The sequence below is a fragment of the Flavobacterium sp. genome (genome assembly GCF_047602195.1).
GTDB lineage: Bacteria > Bacteroidota > Bacteroidia > Flavobacteriales > Flavobacteriaceae > Flavobacterium.
The window spans coordinates 1,720,610-1,739,118 of sequence record NZ_JASGHW010000004.1 but is presented as its reverse complement, the minus strand read 5'-3'; the positions used below and the strand labels follow the sequence as shown (position 1 = coordinate 1,739,118).

General features: G+C 44.6%; 13 protein-coding genes and 1 pseudogene. 7 read left to right on the top strand and 7 right to left on the bottom strand.

Annotation, left to right across the window (positions count from 1 at the left end):
* The first annotated feature begins 2 nt into the window (after positions 1-2).
* Positions 3-1,007: a hypothetical protein gene (locus tag QM717_RS13870; protein WP_415038248.1), complete on the top strand. Its 1,005-nt coding sequence runs from the start codon at positions 3-5 to the stop codon at positions 1,005-1,007.
* On the opposite strand, the gene QM717_RS13865 is transcribed toward QM717_RS13870, so the two are convergent.
* Both QM717_RS13865 and corA read right to left on the bottom strand, forming a co-directional pair.
* Entirely contained in the window at positions 1,008-1,394 is a 387-nt protein-coding gene (locus QM717_RS13865) for a hypothetical protein (RefSeq protein WP_415038246.1), read from the bottom strand.
* A gap of 120 nt (positions 1,395-1,514) precedes the next feature.
* Positions 1,515-2,597 (bottom strand): magnesium/cobalt transporter CorA, encoded by a 1,083-nt coding sequence (gene corA / locus QM717_RS13860; RefSeq protein ID WP_415038244.1) that lies wholly within the window; start codon positions 2,595-2,597, stop codon positions 1,515-1,517.
* Positions 2,598-2,663: 66 nt separating this feature from the next.
* Here corA and hutI point away from each other — a divergent pair, with 66 nt between their 5' ends.
* Both hutI and QM717_RS13850 read left to right on the top strand, forming a co-directional pair.
* Positions 2,664-3,899 carry an imidazolonepropionase gene (hutI, locus tag QM717_RS13855; RefSeq protein ID WP_415040133.1) on the top strand — a complete coding sequence of 412 codons (1,236 nt, stop codon included), beginning with the start codon at positions 2,664-2,666 and terminating at the stop codon, positions 3,897-3,899.
* A complete protein-coding gene (locus QM717_RS13850; protein ID WP_415038242.1) occupies positions 3,896-4,177 on the top strand; it encodes a hypothetical protein in 282 nt (93 codons plus the stop codon). Before hutI ends, QM717_RS13850 begins: the two co-directional genes overlap by 4 nt.
* A gap of 88 nt (positions 4,178-4,265) precedes the next feature.
* Here QM717_RS13850 and QM717_RS13845 read toward each other — a convergent pair whose 3' ends face one another.
* Positions 4,266-5,150 carry a hypothetical protein gene (locus QM717_RS13845; protein WP_415038240.1) on the bottom strand — a complete coding sequence of 295 codons (885 nt, stop codon included), beginning with the start codon at positions 5,148-5,150 and terminating at the stop codon, positions 4,266-4,268.
* 158 nt (positions 5,151-5,308) lie between these two features.
* On the opposite strand from QM717_RS13845, the gene QM717_RS13840 reads away from it, so the two are divergent.
* The 4 genes from QM717_RS13840 (at position 5,309) to QM717_RS13825 (ending at position 8,456) form a co-directional block, all read left to right on the top strand.
* Positions 5,309-6,343: a formimidoylglutamase gene (locus QM717_RS13840; protein ID WP_415038238.1), complete on the top strand. Its 1,035-nt coding sequence runs from the start codon at positions 5,309-5,311 to the stop codon at positions 6,341-6,343.
* Positions 6,343-6,732 carry a hypothetical protein gene (locus tag QM717_RS13835; protein WP_415038236.1) on the top strand — a complete coding sequence of 130 codons (390 nt, stop codon included), beginning with the start codon at positions 6,343-6,345 and terminating at the stop codon, positions 6,730-6,732. The genes QM717_RS13840 and QM717_RS13835 overlap by 1 nt, the downstream gene beginning before the upstream one ends.
* Positions 6,733-6,744: 12 nt before the next feature.
* Positions 6,745-7,125, top strand: a complete 381-nt coding sequence (locus tag QM717_RS13830) for a hypothetical protein (protein WP_415038234.1) — start codon at positions 6,745-6,747, stop codon at positions 7,123-7,125.
* A 62-nt stretch (positions 7,126-7,187) separates the two neighbouring features.
* Complete coding sequence (locus QM717_RS13825; RefSeq protein ID WP_415038232.1) at positions 7,188-8,456, top strand: DEAD/DEAH box helicase; 1,269 nt, start codon at positions 7,188-7,190, stop codon at positions 8,454-8,456.
* A 109-nt stretch (positions 8,457-8,565) separates the two neighbouring features.
* Here the strand turns inward: QM717_RS13825 and QM717_RS13820 are convergent, their stop codons facing one another.
* The 4 genes and pseudogenes from QM717_RS13820 to QM717_RS13805 form a co-directional block, all read right to left on the bottom strand.
* Positions 8,566-10,773, bottom strand: coding sequence for a response regulator (locus QM717_RS13820; RefSeq protein WP_415038230.1), 2,208 nt, complete (start codon positions 10,771-10,773; stop codon positions 8,566-8,568).
* An 81-nt stretch (positions 10,774-10,854) separates the two neighbouring features.
* A pseudogene (ettA, locus tag QM717_RS13815) lies at positions 10,855-12,550 on the bottom strand (energy-dependent translational throttle protein EttA).
* 31 nt (positions 12,551-12,581) lie between these two features.
* The gene (locus QM717_RS13810) at positions 12,582-12,758 is read right to left on the bottom strand and encodes a CAL67264 family membrane protein (RefSeq protein ID WP_415040131.1); all 177 of its coding nucleotides are present in this window, start codon (positions 12,756-12,758) and stop codon (positions 12,582-12,584) included.
* Between the two features lie 98 nt (positions 12,759-12,856).
* Positions 12,857-18,292 carry a reverse transcriptase domain-containing protein gene (locus tag QM717_RS13805; protein ID WP_415038228.1) on the bottom strand — a complete coding sequence of 1,812 codons (5,436 nt, stop codon included), beginning with the start codon at positions 18,290-18,292 and terminating at the stop codon, positions 12,857-12,859.
* Between the last annotated feature and the right edge of the window lie 217 nt (positions 18,293-18,509).

Below are 18,509 nucleotides of genomic sequence, written 5' to 3'. Positions count from 1 at the left end.
CCATGGCTAAAAATACCGATCTGCTTAATTTTTTACTGATTGCCATTTCTTTGTTCCTGGCTTTCCATCTGCCCTTTGAATTGTTCCTGTTTTCGTATGCGATTTTGGGACCGCTGCATTATCTAACCGAAATCAACTGGCTCAAGCAGAAGAAATATTTCATTAAGCATCCGGGCTGGATTTGGCTTTTGGTGGTTCCAATGACGGCGGTCTCGTTGCCAATTCTGGCCAAACCTTTTCTCAATGAAACCTGGGAAGATACGTTTCTGTTTACTATACTTCGATTCATCAGCGACCAATACAGTGTGATTATTTTATTTTCGTTTATTGCGGCAATCGGATTAATTACTTTCCGCAAAGCGGGGCAAACTATATTGTTTTTGGTGTTGAGCTTAGCGGCCGCATGGTTGATTGTGACCTACATTCCGGCGATTTATATTTTCACCGGGATTTTTTTGCCGACGCTGTTTCACGTTTATATTTTCACGTTATTGTTTATGATTTATGGAACGCTGCAATCGGGAAGCAAAGCCGGCGTGGCCTCGATCGTTTTTCTTTTGTTTGTGCCGTTGATTATTGCCGGAAGCAATATCGTTCCGGGCGAATACCTGATTTCACAGTTTACACGCGACACATTTGATCAAACAGGCATGGTCACGCTGAATAGAAATTTGGTTGAGTTGCTCGACTCCAAACGCCAAACCTTTTCTAATCTTTCCCCGATAGGCATCAAAACGCAGATTTTTGTAGCGTTTGCCTATACCTACCATTATTTGAATTGGTTTTCCAAGACCACGGTCATCGGTTGGCACAAAAACCTAACCCAGGCCAAAACCATTGCGGTGATTTCGATCTGGGTTATTTTTATGGGATTGTATCTGTACGATTTCAAAATCGGGATGATAGCCGCTTATTTCCTGAGCATGGGTCACATTTTTCTGGAATTCCCACTTAATATGACATCCATCAAGGCGATTGCGCTTAAAATCAAACCTGGAAACGCCTGATTAGACGAAAATCGTTTCGAGTCCGATGTGCTCGGTATTTTTCTTGTACCAGACATAGGACAGGAACATCTTGCTGTTGCGCAATGTTTCCAAGGCTTTTTTGGTAATAACCGCTTTGTGTTTCTTGAAATTCTTGCCCTCGGCTTCATTGAGGCAAAGGCTGATGTCGACAATTGCGGCATATTCGCCCGAGGCATCGTCCTTTTCACCGGTGTGGTCGTCGAGGCCGACAAAGAATTCATCTACATGGGTGAGTTGTGCTTTTCCGGCCTGGAAAGTGTTGGCGATGGCATCGGAGAGTTGTTTTTGCTCCTGCATCGAATCGGGATTGATGGTATCAATACCAAAATTCCCCGGCAACCTGAATTGTGCGGTGAACGTTCTCATAGATTGGTTTTTTGGTTTGGTCTTCCAAAAATATCCATTAATCGACCGAAACCGATTATGCTTTAACAGAACTTTGTTATATTATTCCGATATTTTGTTTCGCTCAATCAACCTGTTACCTCAAAACCAATTCTTTTTTTTGAAGTACAGCACCATGGCCACTACGAGCAGGAACATGACAAAAAGTACCCAGAAATAGCCGTTGGGATAATGCAATTCGGGCATGAAATCGAAGTTCATCCCATAAATACCCACGATAAAAGTCAGCGGCATGAAGATCACCGAAACGCCGGTCAGGATTTTCATGATTTCGTTCATGCGGTGGCTCTGCGCCGCAAAATAGGCACTCGAGGAACTGTCGAGCGTATTGAGATCGTAATCGATCTGCTCCAATAATTCGAGGGATTTCTGGTGCAGGCGCGCAAAAAAGGAATAGTTGCTTTTTTCGATCCCGTTATAATCATTGTCTTCGCGGATGTGCTTGAGGTTGAACAACGCATCGCGCAACGGCAAAATGGCACGTTTGAGGAAATTGAGGTTCTCGCGCGTTTTCTCGATGCGTTCAAGCACGTCAGGTTTGGCGCTGGTCTTGGCTTCCATTACCAAACCTTCAATACAGTCTTCGTAATATTCGATCGTGATGTAGAAATTCTCCATGACCGCCTCTAGCAGCAGGTACAACAGGTAATCGTTTTTCTTCTTGCGTACGATTCCGCTGTGCGTTTTGATGCGTTCGCGGATGTGCGTAAAGAAGTCGCTCTTTTTTTCCTGGAACGAAATCAGCAGCATGTCCTTGAGCACAAAACTGATCTGTTCGACCCGCACATTGTTGTAATCCTCGGCTGGCAGGATCGATTTGATGCTGAAAAACAGTACCTGATCGAGTTCTTCCATTTTCGGACGCCGCGCCACATTGAGGATGTCGCTCACGATAAACGGTTCGATGCGGATCATCTCCCCGATTTGCTTGATCAATTCAACGTCGTGCAACCCGTGTACATTGAGCCATTTGACGTCCTCGGCCTGCAACGGGTCTTCGATTTCCTTTTCCACCCGCTGTAACGATACTTTCTTGTATTCCTCATAACCGTCGTCGTCGTAAACGAAAAGCTGCATCTCGACCGGTTCGGTGTTGTGGATGCCCGTATATTCGTAATAATTGGGCTGGACGTTTCTCGACTTCTTGTATTTGACTCTTCTCACGCGGCAATAATTTGTCATAAAGATAGGAGTTTTTAAAATTCCATTTTACATTTACCAAAAAATGAAATCCAAATGCTGATCACCAATATCAAGGAACTGTTGCAGGTTCGCGAAAACCATGTCGATAAAGTTTCGGGCGCCGAAATGGCCGTACTTCCCACCATCAAAAATGCTTTCCTGTTGATTAAAAACGATACGATCAGGGCTTTCGGAAAAATGGAAGATTGTCCGCAATACGACGGTGAAATTATCGACGCGACCGGAAAAATGGTCCTGCCGTCCTGGTGCGACAGCCACACGCACATCGTTTATGCCGGCAACCGCGAGCAGGAATTCGTGGACCGCATCAACGGATTGACGTATGAAGAAATCGCGAATCGTGGCGGCGGCATCCTCAATTCAGCCAAGAAACTGCACGAGACTTCGGAGGAAGAAATTTTCGAACAGTCGAAAGCGCGGCTCGAAGAAGTGATGCTACTCGGTACGGGCGCGGTCGAAATCAAATCGGGTTATGGGCTTTCGGTCGAAGACGAACTCAAGATGCTGCGCGTCATCCGAAAATTAAAGGCCAATTATCCGATGGCCATCAAGGCGACGTTTCTCGGCGCACATGCCTTCCCGACCGAATTCAAACAAAACCACAAGGGTTATATCGATTTGATCATTGACGAAATGATTCCGCTTGTCGCCAGGGAAAACCTCGCCGAATACATCGATGTGTTTTGCGAAACGGGCTATTTCTCTGTTGCCGAAACCGAAAGGATTCTCGAAGCAGGCAAACAGCACGGGCTCATCCCGAAAATCCACGTCAACCAATTCAACGCCATCGGTGGCATTCAGGCGGGAATCAAATACAATGCTTTATCGGTCGATCACCTCGAAGTCATGAATCCCGAAGACATCGAGGCGCTCAAAAATACCGACACGATGCCCGTGGCACTTCCGTCCTGTTCTTATTTTTTAAGCATTCCTTATACGCCGGCACGCGACATGCTCAACGCCGGACTGCCTTTGGCTTTGGCGACCGATTTCAATCCGGGTTCGACGCCTTCGGGCAACATGAATTTTGTGGTCGCGACGGCCTGCATCAAGATGCGCCTAACGCCCGAGGAAGCGATCAATGCGGCTACGATCAACGGCGCTTATGCGATGGGATTGTCGCAAACGCACGGCAGCATCACGGTCGGCAAAAAAGCCAATCTCATTGTTACCAAACAAATTCCTTCGTTTTACCAATTGCCGTATGCTTTTGGCAGTAACCTTATCGATTCGGTGATTTTGGATGGACAAATAATCGGATGAAAAAGTGGATCAAATCGATAACCGTACTCAATGTTACCCTGACAATTTACTTGTTGGCTTTCATCGGCTTTTTGATTGCTTTCTTTCCGATGTTGCTGCTCGTACAAGACCCTGACGGCGTATATCTTTCTATTTTCAAAGGTTTCCTATTGGTGCCGATTGGTTTTCTGATCGATTATTGGATACGGATGCAATACGAAAACAAAAGAACCGTCAACCTTCTTGGAAGTATAACGGTGATGATTCTCGGATTGTATTTTTGGAAGTATTGCCTGTAAATATCCAAACGTCTAAAAATAAAAACTCCCGATAGTTTACAACGGCCTATCGGGAGTTCTTGTTTTAAGCAGATTGCTTATTTATTTCTTATTTCAACGTGAAGCTTGATTTAGAAACCAATTCGGCTTTGTCGAATACATTGACGAAATACGTTCCTTTCTCGAAGTTTTCACCCGGAACATCCTGTGTAACGGTCACCGGCTTGTTCTCGTAGTTGATCGTGGTCAGGAAACTGTAGGTAAGCGACTTGTCTCCGAAAGATTCTGTTTTCTTCTCACCGAGCACATTGTTTTTGCTGTCGATGATTTGAACATAGTAGCTTCTTTCTCCCGGCTTGGCCACCGCATTTTCGTTGATGACAAAGCTGATTTTCAACACATCGGCTTTTCTGGCTTTCTCAGTAGCCACCTGTTTTCCTGAACTTCTGAGTTTGTAAGCCGCGGTCTGCAGGTTGGTGATGTTCAATTTAGAAGCTTTTTCAACCGTTTTGGTCAACTCCTCGTTTTGGCCCACCAATACTTCGTTGTATTTCTGCGCCTCACCCAATACCATTACCGTACTGTCACGTTGTGTGGTCAATACCTGGTTGTCTTTCTTGAGTTGATCGTTTTCGGCCACCAATGCTTTCATTTTCGACTCGAGTGCGAAGAACTGTGCTTTGTATTTTCTCATCGAAGCAGCATCCCCTTTAGATTTCTCTAATTCTTTCATGAGGTTGACTACTTTCTCCCTTTCGGCAATAAGCTCATCTGACATCGATGTATTTTCTGCAATCGCAGCATCATAAGTCGCTTTGAGTTCCTCCAAGTCCTTCATTACTGAAGCTTTGTCGGTCTTTGTAGTGGTCAATTCGGTTTGGAGCGCTTTGGCATCTGAGGTCATTTTAAAGATGTACACCAAACTTCCGACGAGTAGAACTGCTAAAATCGCGATTATTGCTTTAAGATTTGAATTATTCTTTTGATTTTCCATAAGTAAATAATTATTTTTTAATAACTTTTTATTTTTTAACTAATTAGAACGTTTTTATTTTACAACTTAACAAAGTTATGTTAATATTATTTTACAACAAATCTGTTAACGAAATTTTGTGTAAAAAATTATAATTTTGGTTTTCCTAAACAAACACAATGGACAAACTGATTCCCTTTCGCATCAACGACCTGGCGAAGATTACGAACCACCGCAGCGGCGAACTCAAATTCGGCGAAAAGATGCTCACCGTTCCAAAAGGCGCAGATACCGCTGCGTTCCTTAAAGAGTGCAAAGCGCAATATGTGATTTTCGGTATTCCGGAAGATATTGGAGTGCGTGCCAACTTTGGCCGTCCGGGCGCGGCTTCGGCTTGGGACAGCGCGATCCGCAGCATCGCCAACATCCAGCACAACCGTTTTTGCAAAGGCAGCCAGATTTTGGTTTTGGGCACGCTCGACGTGGCCCAGGAAATGGAAACGGCCAAAAACCTCGACTTCCACAACATCAGCCACCGCCAGCAATTCAACCAATTGGTCGAAAGCGTCGACAAGGAAGTCGCGCACATCATATCGGTGATCGTGCGCGCAGGCAAAACCCCGATCATTATCGGTGGCGGCCACAACAATGCTTACGGCAACATCAAAGGTACGGCCCTGGCCAAAGGCAAACCGATCAACGCGGTCAATTTCGATGCGCATTCCGATTTTCGTATCCTCGAAGGGCGGCACAGCGGCAACGGGTTTTCGTATGCCTACGAGCAGGCGTTCCTCAAAAAGTATTTCATCTTTGGGCTGCACGAAAATTATACGTCGAAAAATGTACTCGACATCATCAAGAAAATTGACGAACGTGTTCGCTACAATACTTATGATGAAATCGGCATCCGAAGGGAAAAGGATTTTACCGAGGAAATGGAATTGGCTTTCAATTTCATCAAGCCGGATTGCTATGGCATTGAAATCGATCTCGACGCGATTCCCAATATCGCGAGCAGCGCCATGACGCTGAGCGGTTTTTCGATCGAAGAACTGCGCCGCTTCGTGAGTTATTTTGGCAATCACGAAAACGCCGCCTACCTGCACATCTGCGAAGGCGCGCCCGATCTCGGTGAAGACAAGAACAATCACCTGATCGGGAAACTCATTGGTTACCTGGTTACTGATTTTATCAAATCCAATTCAAAAATCTGATGAAAAAACTACTGCTTCTTTTATTTGTACTATTCGCCATCGGCACAGGAGCGCAAACCGTGCAGTCGATCACCGGAACATGGACCTTGTCAAAGGTGGTCAAGATCGACCGAATGAATGCCGCCGAACTCAAGAAGGGAAAGGAAATGCTGGAAGACAACGTAATTTTGACGTTTAACGAAGACGGCAGTTTCAAATCGACCGCCACCAAAGCCAAGGAACCCAAAACCTGGCTTTACCAGAAAAAGAAAAAAACCATCCTGATCAAAGGCAAAAAAGAAAACCTCAAAATCCAAATCCTGAGCTACAACAGCAAGGCCGGCAAAATGCGCGTCAAGATGAACTTGTCGAAATCGGTCCTGGGCGAATTCGTGCTGCTCAAAAACTAACTTAACCCCGACATGAAAAAAATCTTTCCCGTTTTATTTATGCTGTTTTGCCTGAATTCATTCGCGCAAACCAAAGCCGAGATTACCGGCAAATGGACCATTGTCAAAGTCTATAAAATCGATTTGGCCACACCCGAAGAACTGCAGCAAGTGGACGGTTTTATCGCCAACAATTGGGCGATGGAATTCCGCGAAGACGGCGTCATGGTTGCATCGCCCGGAAATGCCAGTCAAGTAACGACTTGGGAGTTTGACGAAAAGACCAAAAAAATGATCTTAAAATCGCAAGGAAAGTCGCTTCCGGTAGAAATTCTCAGCTACCAGCCCAACACCATGCGCATCAACATGTCGCTCGAAGGACGTACTGCCGAGTTTGGCATGCAGAAGAAATAAGCGGATCGATAAATAAAACCTATCTTTGCCCCGGATTGGTCCTAATGACCGGTTCCTATTTTATGTTATTTGAAGATTTATCGCTTTCCAAAAGCATCCAGAAAGCCGTCGCAGAAGAAGGCTATACCCAACCTACCCCGATCCAGCAACAAGCCATCCCGTTCGTACTTGACGGCCGTGACCTGGTGGGTTGCGCACAAACCGGAACCGGAAAAACGGCCGCGTTCGCGATCCCGATCATCCACAACCTGCACCGCATCGTGGGGTCGTCGAACAAACACAAGAAAATCCGTGCGCTGGTCATCACACCAACGCGGGAATTGGCCGTACAGATCGGCGAAAGTTTTGACACCTATGGCAAATACACCAATTTGAGACAGTTGACCGTTTTTGGCGGGGTTTCCCAAGTACCGCAAGTGGACCAGCTCAAGAAAGGCGTCGACATCCTGATTGCCACACCGGGCCGCTTGCTCGATCTGCACAAACAGGGTTTTATCGATATCGACCATTTGCACACGCTCGTTTTGGACGAAGCCGACCAGATGCTCGACATGGGTTTTGTCAACGACGTCAAGAAAATTGTCAAGCTCACGCCCGATAACCGCCAAACGTTGTTGTTCTCGGCGACCATGCCGATTGCAATCCGCGAATTGGCCGAAATGTTCCTCAAAGATCCCGCTTCGGTGACTGTCACGCCAGTTTCATCGACGGCCGAGAAAGTGGAGCAACGCATCTATTTTGTCGAAAAAGGCGAAAAACGAAACCTGCTGTACCATTTGATCCGCAACGAGAAACTGTCGGATGTACTGGTGTTTTCAAGGACCAAACACGGGGCCGACAACATCGTGCGCGCCTTGCGTAAAAAAGGCGTTCCGGCCGAAGCCATCCACGGCGACAAATCGCAGACGGCACGCCAACGCGTACTCGATTCCTTCAAGGCGAAGGAAGTAGGGGTTTTGGTCGCGACCGATATCGCCGCACGTGGCATCGACATCGAGCAATTGCCTTATGTGATCAATTTCGACTTACCGAATATTCCCGAAACCTATGTGCACCGCATCGGAAGGACCGGTCGTGCCCAACAAAGCGGCATTGCGATTTCGTTCTGTGGAAAGGATGAACATCCGTATTGGAAAGACATCCTGAAACTGATCAAGGTAGACGTCCAGACGATCGCCGACCATCCGTATCCGTGGCACGAAGGCAGCCCGAGCGAGATCGTGATTCCGGCAGAACCGCAAAAGAACTCGAACCGCAGCGGTGGCCGACACAATAAAAATAAATCTCGGAAATCTTCGGGATCCAAACAAAATAAGAAACGCTGGTACTAAAGACCGCTTCGCTGCTAGAGCAAAGACCATTTCACTGCAAGAGCCAAGACGACGAAAGAATGTTTTCGATGTCTTGGCTCTTGGTTCTTTATTCTTGGTTCTAAGAAATTTAATTTCCGGCGTTGCGCCTCTTAATGATCTGCGAATTGATGATCTGGAATAATTTCACCGGTTCGAACGGCTTGATGATGATGTCGTTCATTCCGGCCGACATCGCTTCCTCGGTGATTTCACCCTTGTCGAATGCCGTTAATGCCACAATTGGCGTGGTGATGCCGAGCGAGCGGATTCTTCTCGTGGTCTCGAATCCGTTGATGACGGGCATGTTGATGTCCATCAGGATGATATCGTAGTTTTCCTTTTGCACCAGACCGATCGCAGCAAAACCATCCTCGACGATGTCGCACTTGAAGTTGTTCTTCTCGATGATTTTCTTGGTGACCATCTGATTGATCTTGTTGTCCTCGACCACGAGCACCTTGAGGATTTGGCTCGAGGTCAAATCGACTTCGATGTTGTTGATGATTTCCTGGGTTTTCTGCGCATCCGATTCGAAACCAATCGTAAAGCTAAAGGTCGTGCCGACATTGAGTTGGCTTTCCAGATGGATCTCGCTCTTGAACAACTCGATCAATCGTTTCACAATCGACAAACCGAGACCAGTGCCTTGGTAATCGTCGTCCTTCCTGCCGATCTGGACAAACTTGTCGTAAATCTTGGCCTGGTCTTCCTTGGCGATCCCAACCCCGTTGTCCTTGATGCTGAATTCGATGAAATGCACCTTGCCTTCTACCCTGACCTGTTTGGCCGAAATGATGACCTCGCCCTTTTTGGTAAACTTGAGCGCGTTGCTGGTCAGGTTCATCAAAATCTGCGAAAATCGCAGTTTATCGCCAATCAAAAATTCGGGAATGGTCTCATCGACGTGGATTGAGACCTTGTTTTCATTCTTGTTTGCGATGAATTCCAACGAATTGGTGATGATGCCGATCTCGTCCGGGACATTGAACGTGAGCGTCTCCAAAACGATGCGTTTCTCCTCGATCTTGTTGATCTGTAAGATGTCGTTGACAAGCGAAAGCAGGTAGCGCGCCGAAAATTTAAGCGAATTGAGGTGTGGGCTGTTCGTGAGTTCCTTGTGTTCGTCGAGAATCATATTGGTAATCCCGACCACGCCGTACAAAGGCGTCCGCAATTCATGGCTGATCGTCGAGACGAATTGGGTTTTGAGCAACGAGGCTTCCTCGGCTTTTTGATTGGCGGCCATGAGCTCCTCGTTGGCCAGGGTCAATTCGGCGTTGGCTTTCTTCTTGAACAGGTTGTTCTTGTATAAGGTGTACAGCAAAAGCAACAGCACAATCAGGATGATAAAGAAAAGCAGCGCGATGATTTGCGATTTCTTGAGGCTCAACGCCTGACTTTCCTTTTCGATTTCGATCTTGTCGATTTCGCGTTTGTATTCGTCGAGTTCGAGGTTGAGTCCGGCGATATCGGCTTTCTTGAGCTTGTCCTGGTCGTAAAGCTGGTCGCTGATTTTCTTGAATTGCGCCAGGTGCTCGTAGGCTTCCTTGTGGCGCCCATTCTTGAGCAGGAATTTAGAATATTCCTCATGCGAATACGAGAGGTCGAATTTTTCCTTGCCCTCGGTCCCGAGTTTGATTGCGGTCAGGAAAAAGTTTTCGGCTTTCTTGTTCTCGTTCTTGGCGCTGAAATACATGCCGTTGAGCAAGTTGAGCGCCACGATCGTGGTCGAATCACCGTATTTGCCGTGGTATTTATTGATGTAATCGAGGTACGGCTTGCCTTTGTCAAACTGCCCGATGTCGAAATACCCCCAGCAAATATTGAGTTTGGTGAATACCAATTGCGTGGTATCGGCGATTTTCTCGCTGTATTGCAGGGATTTCTTGTAGAAGTTGATGCCTTTCTCGTACTCCTTCTTTTCAAAGAAATACATATTGCCCAGATTGTTGTTGAGCCAATTTTTTAAAGTATCATTGTCGGTCTTGTTGGCGTAGTCTAGTCCTTTGTTGTAGAAGAAAATGGCCTTGTCGGCTTCGGAAAGTTCGTCGTAATTCCCGGCGATGGCGTTGTAGGCATTGGCGATCAGGTAAGCGTCGTTGATTTCGGTCGCATAGCGCAAAGCCGATCTGGCCGCAACAAGCGATTTCTCAAATTGTGCACTATTCAAATATTCCGACGCCTTGAATATCAATTCCTCAATTTCCTTTTTCGACGGCGTTTGCTCTTGCGCAAAAACACCGTTTACAGAAACCAATAAACTGAACAGCAAGACAATAAACCTAGCTTGGGGCATTTAGATGGGTATTGACTGGCTCAAATATACACCTAATAATCAAAAAAAATCCCGAACAGGCGTCGGGATTTTAGTTAAAACTTAGTTTCGTATTAATTTTCTGTATTTTATACGTTTTGGGGTCAAATCACCGCCCAGGCGTTTTTTCTTGTTCTCTTCGTAATCCGAGAAACTGCCTTCGAAAGAAATACACTTCGGAGTTGCCTTCAAATGCAAGGATGTGCGTACAGATACGATCGAGGAACCAGCGGTCGTGCGAAATCACTACGGCGCAACCGGCAAAATTTTCAAGACCTTCTTCGAGCGCACGCAGCGTGTTGATGTCGAGGTCGTTCGTCGGCTCATCGAGCAACAATACGTTGCCTTCTTCCTTGAGCGTCATCGCCAAATGCAGACGGTTTCTTTCCCCGCCCGACAGCATCGAGACTTTTTTGTTCTGGTCGCTTCCGCCAAAGTTGAAACGACTCAAATAAGCGCGCGAGTTGACCTGGCGGCCGCCCATCATGACGAGTTCCTGTCCGTCGGCGAAATTTTCCCAGATGGTTTTATCCGGATTGATGTTCGAATGCGACTGATCGACATAGGCAATTTTTACGGTGTCGCCAATGGCAAATGAACCACCGTCAGGCGTTTCCTCGCCCATAATCATGCGGAAAATGGTCGATTTACCCGCACCGTTCGGCCCGATAATCCCAACGATTCCGGCCTGCGGCAAGGTGAAATTGAGGTTGTCGTACAACAATTTTTCCCCGAAACCTTTGGCCACATTCTTCGCTTCGATCACATTCGTACCGAGACGCGGCCCGTTCGGGATGTAGATTTCGAGTTTCTCGTCGAGCTGTTTCTGGTCTTCGTTGAGCAACTTATCATAGTTTTGCAAACGCGCTTTCTGTTTGGTCTGACGGCCTTTCGCGCCTTGTCTTACCCATTCGAGCTCGCGCTCCAATGTCTTTCTTCTTTTCGAGGCCACTTTCTCCTCCTGCTCCATACGCTTGGATTTCTGGTCGAGCCAAGACGAATAATTGCCCTTCCATGGAATGCCTTCGCCGCGGTCGAGTTCCAAAATCCAGCCAGCCACATTGTCGAGGAAGTAACGGTCGTGCGTCACGGCAATGACGGTTCCGGCGTATTGCGCCAAATGCTGTTCGAGCCACAAGACACTTTCGGCATCGAGGTGGTTCGTTGGCTCATCCAAAAGCAATACATCGGGCTGCTGCAACAACAAACGGCAAAGCGCTACACGGCGGCGTTCCCCACCTGAAAGCACCTTGATCGGTGTATCGCCTTCGGGCGTGCGTAGGGCATCCATCGCGATCTCGAGTTTGGTATCGAGTTCCCAGGCCCCCGAGGCATCGATCTTGTCTTGCAGATCGGCCTGGCGGTCCATGAGTTGCTGCATCTTGTCGGCATCTTCGTAGACTTCCGGGAGTCCGAACATGTCGTTGATTTTGTTGAATTCTTCCAAAAGCGCAGCGGTTTCGGCTACGCCTTCGCGTACGACTTCAATCACGGTTTTGCTTTCGTCGAGTTGCGGCTCTTGTTCAAGGTAGCCCACCGTATAATTCGGTGCGAAGACCACATCACCTTGGTAGTTCTTATCGACCCCGGCGATGATTTTGAGCAGCGAAGATTTTCCCGATCCGTTGAGACCGAGGATACCGATTTTGGCCCCGTAGAAGAAGCTCAGGTAGATGTCCTTCAAGACCTGCTTGTTGCTGGAAGAATACGTCTTGTTGACGCGGGACATCGAGAATATTACTTTCTTATCGTCTGACATTTTATTGTTGATTGTTATTGATTAGTATCGATTACACCCTGCCTTTGAGCGAACTGAACACCCATGCATTGGCCAGAAACCCGACGCCTACGGCCCCAAAACCCCAACCTGCGACGTCGTCGTAACGAAAGACACCGAGTCCGATCAGGATCAGTCCCATAATTATCATGATAAAGGTCGCCCAGCCGAGCACCGTATTTTTGTTCATCATTGCCATAGTGGTGGTATTTGAATTTTGGGAGACAAATATCGGGAAATTTATTGTTGGTAAAAAACATTTGAATGCAATATCTATGATAGGGCATTCTATTTCCAATTTCCGATGTAATCCAGCAAGGAATGCCCTTTTGTGGGCTGGGCCGTGAAAAGTTTGATGTGCATTGCAGGCAAGGAACCTACGCGAAACAATAGGTTTGCCTTGTCCAATTCTTCCAACGAATCTCGATAATGCTTTGCCGTCTTTTTATTCATAGGGAATAAGCGCCTCAACAATGCTACATCGGAAACCAACACTTTAAAGAGTTCCAATTCTGGTCTGTGAAATGTTACGTTTCCAAACAAATATTGCTTCTCATCCAGCTCGGGCTCGATGCACTTAAAGGTCAAATTGGGATTGATTTCGTTAAAAAGAGCTTGCGTATTTTCAACGAATTCCTTTGTCATGATTGGCGATAAAATCACAATTTCTTTGGCCTTTCTTAAGTTGTCCTGAAAAAAGCCGACTTGCGCCTGTTTGGTGAAGGTAAAATATTTTTCTTCCTCGGGCGATTTTTTATCACCATCCCGCATGCTATTGAAATCACTGAGCTCAACTCCGGTAAAATTGGTGTTATAGTATCCAAAGGCTTTTCTTATTTGTCCCCCACGTATTCCGATATCGACAAGGATGATAAGTTTTTTCGAGGAGATGTCTTCTTTGCAAAGTATACCAAAATTCTTTTCGAAGTTAAAATCGGCTCGGTTGTCGTCGTAGCCATATTTTCTGAGCAATCGGTATAAGCCGTTGCTGTCATTTTTTGGGTTTTTGATTGGAAACAACACGCAATCATAATCTTTAACGTATTGCAGCAACAGTTCTTTGAAGTCTTCGTATTGCTGTTCCGACAAAGAAGCATGCGCATTCAAAACATATAAGATGGACGAATGGAGGTTTCCTATGGAAAGACCTGCTTTGATCATGTGTGCCTCCACTCCACTGCCGACGATGCTGTCTTTATTGAAAATTGAAAGCCAGTTGATGACGCGGTCCGTAATTTTAAATCCGTGCTTGTATTGGATTTTAAGTTTTCTTTCCAAATCCAATTTATGAGGGAAGTTCTCGTAGTTCGATTGGGCGTCGATAAAATATTGATTGACAGGGAAAAGGCTCTTGAGTTTTTGATCAGTGTTTGAACCATCAAAAATCTCGTCATAGGCTTTCTTTCTCACTTCAATGCGGTTGTAAGCTTTGACCAACTCATTTTCAGGAAAATAGAGGTACACCTTATTGGCCTGTATAAAACTATACACAAACGAACCCCTGGTCTTTGCCATCAGGTCTTGTGGTTTTTCGACTTGTAAGTTTTTGGACAAATGGTTGAATGAATAGATGCCATCGACTAATGGCAAGGTTTTTTCATCGATGGTTACGCTGTAGTTCGATTCCCCTGTGGATCTGTTTCTCTTTTCCTCAATGCGTACTTTGGACCGTTTAAAGTCGGCTCTGTCAAACGTTGTTTTATCAGAGTTGTCTACAACCATCGTTGGCAGGTAAAGGCTTATTTCGTCTATAAAACTGAGGTCGGTTACCTGAATTTCAGATTCGAAAATATCGATCGATGATTTTATCGTATCAAAAAATTGAGCTAAGGTTTCAGCTTGAGGCAACAACTGCTCGTTTACCGCAAACAGTACATCCAAATCACTGTTTGGGTCATCGAAATTTTCAAAATGGATTTTTAAGAAATTCACCAGGGCAGGCACCTCATTGGTCAATTCCTTTGCCTTCTTTAAAACCGTCAAACTCCAGTAATATTGAAATTGGAATAACGTGACTGGTACACCTTCCTTGATTTTTGAAACGAACTCTTTTAGAAAATTCCATTTATCCAGGGCCGATTTATTAAGCAGTTGGGAAATGGGGTAAAAGCGCAGGTCCAATTGTGTGATGTTAAAATTGTAATCACTTTCTTCTGCGGTCAACTTGATTTCATCGGAATCAGGCAAGTGATTTTGCACAATGTTTGAAATATTTTCCCAATAGCTTTCGAAATTTATTTCCTTCTTCACGCCCTCGAAAGTTGTTATCTTTTCAAAATCGGAATAGAACGGAACGGCCGGATAACAACCAAAGACGTCAAACGTATTGTAAAAAAAAGGAAAGCCTGTTTGGTATTTGTTACAAAACTCCTCGTGGTCCGACACGACTTGGGCCAGGTTCTTAAGAACCCCGAGAACCGTCTTGTCCAAAAGTTTTTGGGGCAATTTTTCAGTCCCTATCGCATAAATGATTTCCTGCTCGTCCGCTGTTGTTTTGGCATTGAGGTAATCGTATTTTTTGGCATCGATTTTCTTGTTGATGCTTTTTACGAACAACTTGTCGGATTTACTTAATACAATCAAACCGTTCAGGGCAATGTTCTTGAGACAAATGTCCTCGATGCTTGGGTACAATGACACCGAATTGTCGTTGAGCCATGCGAAAAATCGGCTATCAATCCCTTCGGCATCTTTCAAGATACTTCTAAAGTTTTGACGCTCACTGCTCTTGGCTTTGGCAAACAACAAGATGATCAATACATTGCGGTATTGTTCCAGAAATTCATTCTTACAAGCATAGCTGCTCAATTCTGTGCCTTTTTTATGACTCAGCAACAGCGAATAGCTTTCATTCGAAAAATCAGAAAATTGAAAATCTTGCAATTTCCCTATCCAATAAAAGTTATGGTCTTTGTTATCAAATTCGCCCAAGGCCACGGACATCTCCAAAAGCAATTTCCAACTGGCAAGTATCGGCGAATGGTCTTGCGAATTCTCAAACAAAGTCAGGAAACACAGGCAATGGTAAAATTGGCTTAACAATTCATGGCTGTCAATCTCATCCACACCGTCTGTTTTCCATTCCGAAAACCTGATGAAGGAATATTTGGCCAATTCATTTAAAAAAGCGATTTCAAAAGTATTGTTTTCAATAATCCTGTTGAGTTCGCCTATAAATACAATCCTACTGGTGGTATTTTCCAGTTTTTCACGAATCATTTCCCAATGATGCTGGGTATACTTCATATTAGGGGTTTCAAGCGCTTCATACATAATCCCTTGGAAATAATTAAGTGTTACTGTGAGGTTGCATTTTACAACGAGTGATGCAATCAATAATTTATCCGCGTCAGTCAAATCACTTCTTTGATAAGTGTTTGAGACCAAGGCATGGACCAGTAGAAAATGCTCATCCAATAAATCTTCATTGAGCAACATCGTGTTGAGATAGTGGGTCAGAGAAAGCCCTTTGACTTGGTCTATATTCTCGGCGACTTCCCAGAATTGTTTTGGAAAATTGCTAAGAAGATCCGCATAGAATAGCATATAAAGCCCGCCCCTGCCGTCTACGGTGTAAGGCAATTTGCGCGACAGTTTTTTCCTAATAAAATTTAACCGATCATCACCTTTGAATTGACTGTAAAAGAACCTGAGGTTATCTTTGAGCCCAAATTTTGTGTCGTCGGCCAAGTCTCCGAGCTTCAGAAAAGCTTCCTGTATTTCTTCTTCCGACAACACTTTCTTATTCTTATTGACACTGTTGATGTCATACTTTGCATTGTTCTTAAACTTTTGAAAATTGCCTGACGCAGCATATTCCTTAACGTTGACCAATCTGGTCTTGCTGGTATTGAATTTTAAACCATTTACCGCCAGCCATTCATTTATCTTTTCAGACAATACATGGCCTCTCTCCTTGTTTTCTACAAAAATGAATATGTCATCCACAAAACGATGGTAAAATTCCCTTTTTTGGTCTTTGATAAAATGGTTTTCAATCAAATCATCCAAACCGTTCAAATACAATTCTGCCAGATACCTCGCATAGGCAGGACCTTGGGGTAGCCCATTTTCAGAGTTCCCAGTCGTTGCCACGGAAAGGTTGATCAGATAATCGATTACATTCTTATACCTGGTCAAGTCTTCTGGGGAAAATTCACTGAGTTTTTGCTTGATCCGCTTGGGTGCTTCTTCATAGAGCTTAACCTTCAACCTGGGAATATTTATACTGTCGTAGAAACTTTTAATATCGATTTTAAGCAAATAGTACTCTTCATATTCAACCCCGAACAAATAATTTTCTACTTTTTTGATAAATTTCGCCCAATTGGGAAACCAGCCTTCAAAAATGTTGTTTTGGTAAAAACTCTGTGCAAACCGATACCCATACGAATTGTCTGTGATTTCGGTATAATAAATCGTATTGAGCAGAAAAAGAAAATAGGTGGAAATGACATTGTTTTCGGCATCCAGATTATGAAGCCACCTGATTTTATCTCCCTCATTTCTTCTGAACACATATGTCTTTGGAAACTGCGGACGTTCTCCGCCAAAAATCGCATCTATTTTCTGAAAAATCGTTTTGTAATGAACCTTACCGATCCTTTTTAGTTGGCTATACAGCGGGACCTCATCATTTCTTAAAGAATAATGATAAACGGCATTTTTAATTCTTTCCAATAATTTTTCGTCCAAAGGCCGTATGGAATGCATTGGCAAATCTACGATGTCGATGTTGGCCAACTGAACCGGCGAAATGACCGCGCTTCCTTTGCAAGCGCTGCACCGCCCAAGACCGTTGCAAGTAATGGGTTGGTAGTATTTTAAGTCCGCCAGTTTTTTTTCGGTCAACTCTCTATTGAATCCTTTTACATTGGAAAACAATTCCATCAAAAGGTTGTAGCCAAAGTCCTTCTCTTGAGGGGTTTCCAATTTGATGAACAAACCCACCAAAATTTGCCTTTCACTTTCGCTAAGCCCCAACTCGTAGTCCTCAAATATTTCTTTCAAATAATCACACTTGCACAACGATTCAATCATTTGGTCAAGGTTGATGGTTTGGTCAATAAAGGTATTGACCTTTCTTCCCTTAAAGTATCTAGTAGGGATTGTTTCGCCGTCTCCTGCCCCATTCAACCCTTCGAGTAGCGATGAAAGCTCTTTGGTAGTAACCGCCTTGGTTTCGTTTAGAATATCCAACTGTTTTTCTAAGAAAATCCGGTTGGGTTTGGAAATCCAGCGCTGCTGGTCATATTCGAAAGGATCTCCTTGTCTCAGCAAGAAAGAAAGCTTTTCATTGCTTTTGTTCTGCGAAAGCGGCAGTTTAATCCCTAAGCCTACTCCTTTGGTATTGGCATTTACAATGGGTGTTTTCGGAAATTTATCGGTAACGATCACCTTGTCGAATTGGTCCTTGACGTTTCTATGAATGTAATTGACCAATTGATATCCTTCATTTTTGGTAATCAGCCTTTCGAAAAAGACCCAGATATGAAAACCCCTCCGTCCCGAAAACTCTAATAAAAAGGGGATATTTTTGGTGGTTAAAAAAGCACACACCTCGTCGGCGGCTTTTTTAACCAACTTGAGGTTTTCTTCATTGACCTCATTGCTGTCTATCTCACTTTTGACGATATCAAGATCCAAACAAATCCATTTTACAAAGGCAGTCCGAACGATATGCAATTCCTGATAAGTCAACAAGCTTTTCTGGTTGGCCAACATATCATCGATCGTAACCGGTGTGATTTTTCCTTTGATCAATTTGTAACTTCCATCTGCCTGTTGCCTTCCATATTTGTTGTCATCAACATAAAACATTGAAAATAACTTATCCGAAATTTGCCTGTAAAGTTCCTGTTTGCTCATTTTTTAAATTCAAGACAATATTATTCAAATATAGGACATTCTAAACATAAATTCAGGCCAAGAAACGACTACT